General features: G+C 70.6%; 7 protein-coding genes. 4 read left to right on the top strand and 3 right to left on the bottom strand.

The window, feature by feature from the left end; genetic code table 11:
• Positions 1 to 466 precede the first annotated feature (466 nt).
• Positions 467 to 937 (top strand): response regulator transcription factor, encoded by a 471-nt coding sequence (locus AC08OX_RS11835; protein ID WP_011435982.1) that lies wholly within the window; start codon positions 467 to 469, stop codon positions 935 to 937.
• A gap of 241 nt (positions 938 to 1,178) precedes the next feature.
• The gene (locus tag AC08OX_RS11830; protein WP_476607867.1) at positions 1,179 to 1,400 is read left to right on the top strand and encodes a WXG100 family type VII secretion target; all 222 of its coding nucleotides are present in this window, start codon (positions 1,179 to 1,181) and stop codon (positions 1,398 to 1,400) included.
• A 97-nt stretch (positions 1,401 to 1,497) separates the two neighbouring features.
• Here the strand turns inward: AC08OX_RS11830 and AC08OX_RS11825 are convergent, their stop codons facing one another.
• On the bottom strand, positions 1,498 to 2,232 hold the full coding sequence (locus AC08OX_RS11825; protein WP_476607866.1) for a FadR/GntR family transcriptional regulator: 735 nt from the start codon (positions 2,230 to 2,232) through the stop codon (positions 1,498 to 1,500).
• A gap of 280 nt (positions 2,233 to 2,512) precedes the next feature.
• Between AC08OX_RS11825 and AC08OX_RS11820 the strand changes: the two genes are divergently transcribed.
• Positions 2,513 to 3,202: a class I SAM-dependent methyltransferase gene (locus tag AC08OX_RS11820; protein ID WP_476607865.1), complete on the top strand. Its 690-nt coding sequence runs from the start codon at positions 2,513 to 2,515 to the stop codon at positions 3,200 to 3,202.
• A 50-nt stretch (positions 3,203 to 3,252) separates the two neighbouring features.
• Here AC08OX_RS11820 and AC08OX_RS11815 read toward each other — a convergent pair whose 3' ends face one another.
• Positions 3,253 to 4,683, bottom strand: coding sequence for an N-acetylmuramoyl-L-alanine amidase (locus AC08OX_RS11815; protein WP_476607864.1), 1,431 nt, complete (start codon positions 4,681 to 4,683; stop codon positions 3,253 to 3,255).
• 206 nt (positions 4,684 to 4,889) lie between these two features.
• On the opposite strand from AC08OX_RS11815, the gene AC08OX_RS11810 reads away from it, so the two are divergent.
• Positions 4,890 to 5,351, top strand: a complete 462-nt coding sequence (locus tag AC08OX_RS11810; protein WP_476607863.1) for a ChaB family protein — start codon at positions 4,890 to 4,892, stop codon at positions 5,349 to 5,351.
• A gap of 65 nt (positions 5,352 to 5,416) precedes the next feature.
• Here the strand turns inward: AC08OX_RS11810 and AC08OX_RS11805 are convergent, their stop codons facing one another.
• On the bottom strand, positions 5,417 to 8,104 hold the full coding sequence (locus AC08OX_RS11805) for an MMPL family transporter (protein ID WP_476607862.1): 2,688 nt from the start codon (positions 8,102 to 8,104) through the stop codon (positions 5,417 to 5,419).
• Positions 8,105 to 8,279: the final 175 nt, after the last annotated feature.

Genomic DNA, 8,279 nt, shown 5'->3' with positions numbered 1-8,279 from the left:
AGTCACCCCACAGCACGTCTACAAAACGTCACCAATCACAACGTAGCGTGATCTCTGCGCGGCCCTGGGGGGACCTTGGTGCGGCGACGTGACATGACGTACCCGAAGGAGCCCCTTTCGGGGTAGCATTCAAGACTACCCTCGAACCTTCCGACTGGGGGGAGCAGTATGTTCTCACCCATGGGAGCGACACCATTGACGACCGGCCGGGGCAAGGAGATAACCTTTTCGATGTAGCCGGCAGCGGCCATCCGACGAAGACGGACGGCCAGCCTGGAGCGGAGCCGACGTGGCGGTGTGTCCACTTCACCCGCGATCGGATCATGGAAGGCATCGCACAAAGGTGGTGTACGGCCGATCCCGGGACCGACCACCCCTTCATGAATACACCGGTACGCGCCTGATTGACCGGGGGCGCCCAGCCGGAGGTAGCCGGGTTATCGACGTGGATAGGGAGAGGAGCATAATGGGCCCAGTGGCATCGGATTCGATCCCGATGCAGGTGCGCCTGCACCGGACGATGACCCCCGCCGGCTTTGACCACGCACCGGGACCATTCGTCGCCGATGGACAGCCGCCCGACTCTCGCACGCAGCGGGAGCGGGTCCGTCTGGCCCAGATCGAGCTACTGGAGCTGAGCGCCCAGATGACGGCCCCCCATCTCCGGCGGCAGATCCTGCACATCTACTCCCTGCTGCGCAACGAACCGGTCGTCACGCCCGGCCCGCCGAAGCCGCCGCCCTTCCGCCTCACCCTGCGGGAGATGGAGGTACTGACCCTCGTGGCCACCGGCTGCTCCAACGTCGAGGCGGCGGAGCACCTCACGATCCGCGCCGAGACCGTGAAGACCTACATGCGCAGCATCATGCGCAAGATGGGGGTCCGTAACCGTACGGCAGCCGTGCACGCCGCCCGGCAGAGCGGCCTGCTGGACTGAACGCGGCCCGTGGACCGAGGCGGCCCGTGGACCCCGGCGAGACGACGCGCGAGGACTGACCATGACCAGGCCGCGAGCTGGCACACGCCCCGCGGGCCGGCCGGTCCCCTCGGCGTCACGGGTACCCGGCGCCGGGGCCCGTGGCTCATCCGCCTACGGACGCCCCATGGCCGCTGTCAGGTCGGCGGCGTTGCGCTGGCGCAGCACGGAGCCGTGACGACCCTGGAAACCGTCAAGGGGGTTGCTGATCCAGCAGATCCAGGACCTGGCGACGAAGATGAAGCCGCTGCTGCGGACCTGGGGCGGCGCGGCGCAGCAGGCGTACGTCCCGCTGCAGACCACGTGGTCGACGGCGACCGGCGAGTTGACCGAGGACATCCTGGCGCTCAAGACGGCGGTGCACGACTCGAACGGCTCGTTCCAGCAGACCGAGCAGGCCGTCACCAGGACGTTCACGGTCTGAGAGACGGGGCCCCACCCCGCGCGCCCAGCCGTCCGGCCGGGCACTATCGCCGGGCAGACGATGCGCGAGGGTGGCGGCATGGACCCGGCCGGACGGCTCACCAGCCGAGGAGATCCTCCGGCTGGTCGCGGAGGTAGCGGGCCATCGCGTCCTCGTGCTCGCGGCACAGCATGGCGGCGGTGTCGGCATCGCCGTCCCGCACCGCCTCCGCGATCCACCGACACTGCTCCCAGGCCAGGGCGACGCTGTCGGGGTCGAGCAGGAACGGCCGCGAGGTCGGATACCGCGACAGCGAACCGAGCACGTCCTCGAAGAGCTGAAGGGTGGGGCTGCGGGCGATCTCGGCGAGCAGCACGCCCCACTGTGCCCGGGCCCGGGCGTGGGCGTCCCCACCGGCGGCGCCGTCAACGGCGGCGTCAAGGGCGTCCCCACCGGCGGCGTCGACGAAGGTCAGCAGCCGACCCCGCTCAGCCGGATCCGGATTGAGCGCGGCGAGCCGGGCACACTCGGTGGTGATGAGGGCGTGGGTCGCGCTGAGGTCGGCGAACGAGGCCCGACGGGTGCGCAGGAAGACCGACGCCATATGGGCGACCCCGGCCGCGTCCGGCCGCTGTCCGTACAGACCGCCGTGATGACCCCGGCGGACGGTGAGGATCCCCTCGGCCTGCAACAGCCGCACCGCCTGACGCAGCGACGGTCGGCTGACGCCGAGCCGGGCCAGCAGCTCGTTCTCCTGGCCAAGGTACAGGTCGCCGTCCTGCCGGCTGAGAATCTCCTCCCGCAGGACATGGGCGACCGCCGTCGCTGTGCTCACCGCGGCCACCCGTTTCATGCGTCCCTCCTCCCGAGCGTCCCTCCTCCCGAACGTGACGCCTCCCGAGACATGACGCGAACAACATCATACTTTCAGGTACCTGTGAGTTTCAGGTACCGAAGGCAACACCGTCGGCGAGATCGGCGCCGACAGCGGGACGAGCCGGAGCGAACGCCGGCGTACAGGGCGCCACGAGGCCCAAGGGGCGGAGCACGGGGCGGACCTGCGGGGTGACGCACGATGCGCGGACCCGCCGGAAGCGGTGCTGCGCGGCCGGGCCCGATCGTATGATTGTTCAATGAATGAGATGCCTATCTCATATTATGAAACGCCCAGCTGGGATCCCGGGACCTACGACGGGGAGCGCCGCCGGCTCGTCCCCTCCTTCGACCTGCTGTACGGATCGGTCGGCGACCTGGTGGCACGCCAGGGTGGCGCCCGACCGGCGGTGCTCGACCTCGGCGCGGGCACCGGTCTGCTGGCCGCCGCGGTCGTCGCGGCCGTCCCCGACGTCCGGTTGCACCTGTTCGACCGCGCCGCGCCGATGCTGGCCAAGGCCCAGGCGCGGCTGTCCGGCGGCCCAGTCGAGGCCGTCACCGTCGCGGACCTCGCCTCCGCCCTGCCTACCGGCCCGTTCGACGCGGTCGTCTCGGCGCTGGCCATCCACCACCTCGACGACCCCGGCAAGCGCGACCTGTTCCGCCGGGTGCGCGACGTCCTGCGGCCGGGTGGGCTGTTCGTCAACCTCGAGCAGGTCAACGGCCCAACCGCCGCCCTGACCCGGCAGTACGAGGACATGCACGAACGGCAGGCCCGGGCGGCGGGTTCGGACGACGCCGAGTGGGAGGCCGCGTTGCGGCGGATGTCCTTCGATCGGTGCGCGCCGCTCGCCGACCAGCTCGACTGGCTGGCCGACGCCGGATTCGCGCTGGTCGACTGCGTCGTCAAGCACGGCAGGTTCGCGGTCTATGCCGGCTGGCGCCCCTGAATCCGTCCACGGCCCACCCCGTTGCCCGGCGGGGCACCAGCCGGTGAGCCTCACATCAGCTGCCGGGCGACGTCCGTCCGCACACCTGCCAGGGCGGTGTAGGCCGTGCCGCCCGGACATTCGGTGGCCATCCAGTCGCGGTGCCCGCTGACGGCCGGGACGGTACGACGCCTGCCACTCACCGGATTGACGTAGTGGACGGTGCCGAGCGGGTCGAGATGATGCGCTCCGGTCAACGCGAGCAGCACCAGGACGAGCGTGCGACGGGCGGCGGCGGTGGGGGTGCGCGTCCGCAGGTCACCGAGCAGCGCGACGCCGACGTTGCCGGCGTTGAAGTCCGCCACATGCGCACCCGTCACCACGTAGCCGTCCTCCCGGTGGCCGGGAACGCTGTCCGTTCCCGACCACCGGCCCTCGTAGAGCGTGCCCGCCTCGTCGATGAGGAGGTGGTACCCGATGTCCGACCATCCCCGCTCGACCGTGTGGAAGTGGTAGATCGCCCGCACGGTGGCGGCGGGGTTCGGATCGTCGTTGGGCGTCACCGTGTGATGAACCGTGACAACCTGGCCCGGGTGGTACGTCGGTTTCCAACCGCTGCCGGACGAGGGGGACAGCCGTAGCGACTCGTCCGCGCCCCACGCGGCCCGGGGCAGGTAGCGCAGGTCTAGCGTCGCCGGCAGCCGGACGGGGGCGACCGGCGCGGCGGGGACCGCCGACACCCCGGACGCGGTCGCGACCCGGGGCTGCGGCGACGACCTGGGCGCGGCGAAGAGCCCCGGCGACCAGGCGGCGCAGGAAGCCGAGATCGCGGAAAGGGCGGCATAGGCGGACACAATGGGGGCCGTCAACCGCTGCAACGGCCCCGACGTCGTGTTCAGGGCGGTGGACGTCACGGACGTCGCGCCGGGTGGCAACCACAGTTCGTAGCCGGTCGCGCGGTGCGCGGCGACCAGCACGGCGGCGCTCCTCCCCCCGGCCGGCGAATCGTCCCGCTCCGCCGGACAGCCGACCGCCAGCGGCCGCCATGCGTCGAACCCACCCCCCGGCTGGCGCAGCCGGATCTCGGCGCCCCGAGAAACGGCACCGCCGGCATCGGCGGTCCCGGCGGTCCCCGTGCCGGCACCACCGGAACCGGCCCGGCCATCCGCCGCGCGATCGTTCCCGTCACGGGTCCATCGGACCGCCACGTAACCGATGTCGAAATCCGACGTCGCGGGCCCCACTCCCCTCGTCACGGCAGCCAGGGTCCGGGGCACGAGCACGACACGCGTCCCCGGCGCCGAGAGGGCCCGCGCTTCCGCACCGGGTCGGGCCCCTGCGTCCGCTGGCCCGGCCGGGCCAGCGGACGCGCTGCTCGGCGCGGCGGCGAGCAGCGTCTCCGCCCCTCCGCCCAGACCGGCACCGGCGAGACCGAGAATTCCGCGCCGGGACAGACCGGGCTCACGGCGACGCCGACGAAACGGGTCAGCGGCATGGGACATGAGGCGTCCTTCGGGTCGTCATGGTCGAGACATTGGCACGCTACGGTATCCAATGCCTCACTCTTCGCATCAAGGCGCCAAGAGATCCACCACGGGCCACGAGCTGCCCGGCGGCAACGGGGACGGGAATACGTCCCGGCATCGAGGGAAGGTCCATAAGCATCCGCTCGGAAGGACCTGAGCATCCGCTCGGGAGGAGGGGTGCCATGGTCGGGAAGAATCCGCGGACCGACAAGACCGACAAGAAGGCGCAGGCCGACGAGATGCGGGACGACGTTCCGTCCACCATCACCCGCTCCGACGATCAGGCCATCCGCACCTGGAAGAAGACCCACGACTCGGCGGTGAAAACCTACGGTGAGGGTGCGCGTGCCCACCGTGCGGCCTTTGCCGCGCTCAAGCACACCCACGAGAAGGTGGGGGACCGTTGGCGGCCGAAGAGTCGGCCCGGTCCCTCCGACGAGCAGGCCGCCAAGCCGACGCCCGCCTCCCGGCACAGCGGGCCGACCGCCGAGGGCGTGGACGCGGACGCCTCGCTGACACACCTGCGCGCGCTCGCCCGTGAGCTCGACATCCCCGGCCGCTCGACGATGTCGAGGGACGATCTCGTCGATGCGATCAAGAAGGCCAACCGCAGGCGGACCGCGCAGGCCCGCGGCGGCGGGTAGGAGTCGTCAGCTCCCGAGGCTACCGGCCAAGGCCGAGATTGGCGTTTACTACCTATGCGTACTACCTATGCGCTTTCGACGCGGATGTCGTCGAGTGCGAAACCCCGGATACCCATCATGGCCGGTAAGGGCCCACCGTCCGCGCGCCGCCGCGGGCGCAGGTAGTAGTGCCAGGTCGGGGCCGGCCCGACCGGCGGCCGGGCCCCTCGGGTAGGTTCTCCCCGCCCCCGCCGATAAGTGATCTTCGTCGTCATGCGGTTGCCGGGGTCGGAGTGTCCCCCGGGGTCGGGGGGTCCCGCATGCGAGGCCGCTTCGTCGCCGTCCTCCCGCAGGCTGAACCGCGCGTGCAGACGGCGCAGCGGCTCGGGAGCCCACCAGTTGTAGTCGCCCGCCAGGGCCATGAACGCCGGGACGAGGATCGCTCGCACGAGGGTCACGTCGAGCACGATCGACACGGTCAGCCCGACACCCACCAATTTGATCATACTGATGTCCGATGCGGACAGCGCGACCATGACCACGATGAGAGCGAGCGCCACACTCGTGATCAGTGGACCGGTCGTCCCCAGCCCACGGGCGACGGAATCGCGGTTGTCTCCCGTCCGCAGGTACTCCTCGCGGATGCGGGCGAGCAGGAAGATCTCGTAATCCATGCTGAACCCGAACGCGATGAAGAACATCAGGACCGGGCTGGTCATCTCCAGCATGCCCGACACCTGGAAGTCGCCGACCAGACCGGTCAGGTGTCCGTCCTGAAAGACGAACGCCAGCAGCCCGACGGTGGCAGCGAGGTTCAGCGTGTTGAGGAACATCGCCTTCAGCGGAAGGAGCACGCTGCCGGTGAACAGGAACAGCAGGATGAAGGTCGCCGTCATCACGACGGCGAAGGCCGGCAGCAGACTCCGCTTGATGGAATGCGAGGTGTCGAGGAAGTGCGGCGCAAGTCCGCCGATGAGGACGCCGAACGGCGCCGGTACCGCCCGCGGCCTCCGGACCAGGTCCTTCGCCGACTCGGACAGCGGAGACCTGTCGGTCTGCCACACCGACAGCCAGGCGCCGCGGTGCGTTCCGACGTACCTCATCGCAGTCTTCGGCACCGCACCGATCCGCTCGCCCCGCAGGAAGCTGCCGGTGACGGTGTCGATGCGGGCAACGCCCGGCAGCGCGGACAAGCGGGTCGCGTAGTCGGTCAGCTTCTCGGCGTTCCCCGGGTCCCGCGCGTCCACGCCGGGCACCACGATCGGAATCTGGCAGGACAGGCAGACGACGAAGTCCTCCCGCATCGCGTCGTTGACGACGTGAGCCTCCGCGGTCGCCGGCAGGACCGTGTCGTCGGCCAGCGCGAGGTCGAGGTGGCGCAGCGGGGCGGCACACAGCACCAACACGAAGATCGCGACCCCACCGAAGAACACCGGGTGGCGCATGACCCGCCGCGCCAGCGCCGACCAGCCGCGGCCAGCCGCCGAGGCCCCCACGCGGTGGCCACCGGACCGCCGGTGACCCGAGGGGCGCGACCCCGAGCGTCTCAGGGAGCCTCTCAGGCGCGACAACGCCAGCCGGACGTTGCCGCGCTCGATGCGGTCACCGAGCACCATCAGCGCCGCGGGCAGCACGAGCAGTGCGGCCACCTCCGATGCGACGACGACGATGATGCCGGCGAAGGCGAACGAACGCAGGTAATAGATCGGGAAGACCAGCGCGGCCGTCAGGGACAGCGCCACCGTCACCCCGGAGAAGAACACCGTGCGCCCGGCGGTCTCCAGCGTCCGGCGCAGCGCCGCCGCCGGGAGCAGCCCGCGGTCCCGTTCGTCCCGAAAACGTCGCAAGATGAACAGGCTGTAATCGACCGCGAGACCGAATCCGAGGGCGGTCGTCAGGTTCACCGAGAAGACCGACACGTCGGTGAGCGTGGCCGCCAGCCGCAGCAGCGCGAGACTCGACACCACCGACACCACGCCGACCAGGACCGGAAGCAGGGCGGCCAGGACCGTGCCGAAGGCGTAGAGCAGCACGAGGAACACCAGCGGAGCGGAGATCTGCTCACCGTGCGCCAGGTCGACACGGCTGCGCTCGGTCACGTCACGCATGACCGCGGGCGCCCCGCCGAACCGGACCTGGACCCCCGGACCATCGTGGGCGTACCGGTCGTGCAGGGCGTTCAGGCGGTGCTGGATGTGGTCCTCGGAACCGGTGAGCCGAAACACGATCAGGGCCGACCGGCCGTCCTTCGCACGCAGCAGCGGGCTCGCCTCGTTGGGCCCGCCCGGCCAGTACGACAGCACCGAGGTCACCCCCGGCTCCGCGGCGATCCGCCCGGTGAGCTCCCGGCCCAGGCGGGCGGCGATCGGCCCGTCGATACCCGGGGCCGACGTCAGCATGATGGCGACGTCGGGGGGCGCGTCCGGGAACTCCTCGTCGAGCAGCCGCTCAGCCCGCGTCGACGGATCGCCCGGTGCGTAGAAACCACCGGTGGCGAGCTGGTCGTAGATTCCGGCATTCCACGGCAGCAGCACAACCACCAGCAGGCAGGCGGCGGCGAGTAGCCTTCCCCGGTACACGACGGCCGCGTCAGCCACCATCGTGAACAGCGAACGGGGTGGTGCGCCGGTGGAGCCCGCCGACGCGGGGCCGCGGTCGGCCCAGCCCTCGTCCCGTCCGTGCGGCCCCTCGTCCCGTCCGTGCGACAACGCGGCATACGTCACCCGATCGGGTCGGGATTCGCGCTGCTGCGCCGGATCAGCGAACGACGGCATGACGCTCCTTCGAGGATCTCCCGTGCCGATGGATCTCGTAACGGCCGGACGGTGGCCGCCAGCGACCACACGTCCGGGCATGGAGCACCGCATGGAGCACTGCATGGAGCACCGCGAGGAAGTCCCGAGCTTCCGCCTCGAAAGTAGACCCGCCTGGGGTCCCAGTTCCGAACTC

The sequence above is a fragment of the Frankia sp. CoBUL1 genome, assembly GCF_978021245.1.
The sequence above is the reverse complement of the archived record's forward strand: the minus strand, read 5'-3'. Positions and strand labels throughout refer to the sequence as shown.

Bases quoted from the DNA above. Each gene is read 5' to 3' on its own strand.
- AC08OX_RS11825 (WP_476607866.1), bottom strand. From the start codon at position 2,232: ATGAAACGGGTGGCCGCGGTGAGCACAGCGACGGCGGTCGCCCATGTC.
- AC08OX_RS11810 (WP_476607863.1), top strand. From the start codon at position 4,890: ATGGTCGGGAAGAATCCGCGGACCGACAAGACCGACAAGAAGGCGCAG.
- AC08OX_RS11815 (WP_476607864.1), bottom strand. From the start codon at position 4,683: ATGTCCCATGCCGCTGACCCGTTTCGTCGGCGTCGCCGTGAGCCCGGT.
- AC08OX_RS11820 (WP_476607865.1), top strand. From the start codon at position 2,513: ATGAATGAGATGCCTATCTCATATTATGAAACGCCCAGCTGGGATCCC.
- AC08OX_RS11805 (WP_476607862.1), bottom strand. From the start codon at position 8,104: ATGCCGTCGTTCGCTGATCCGGCGCAGCAGCGCGAATCCCGACCCGAT.
- AC08OX_RS11835 (WP_011435982.1), top strand. From the start codon at position 467: ATGGGCCCAGTGGCATCGGATTCGATCCCGATGCAGGTGCGCCTGCAC.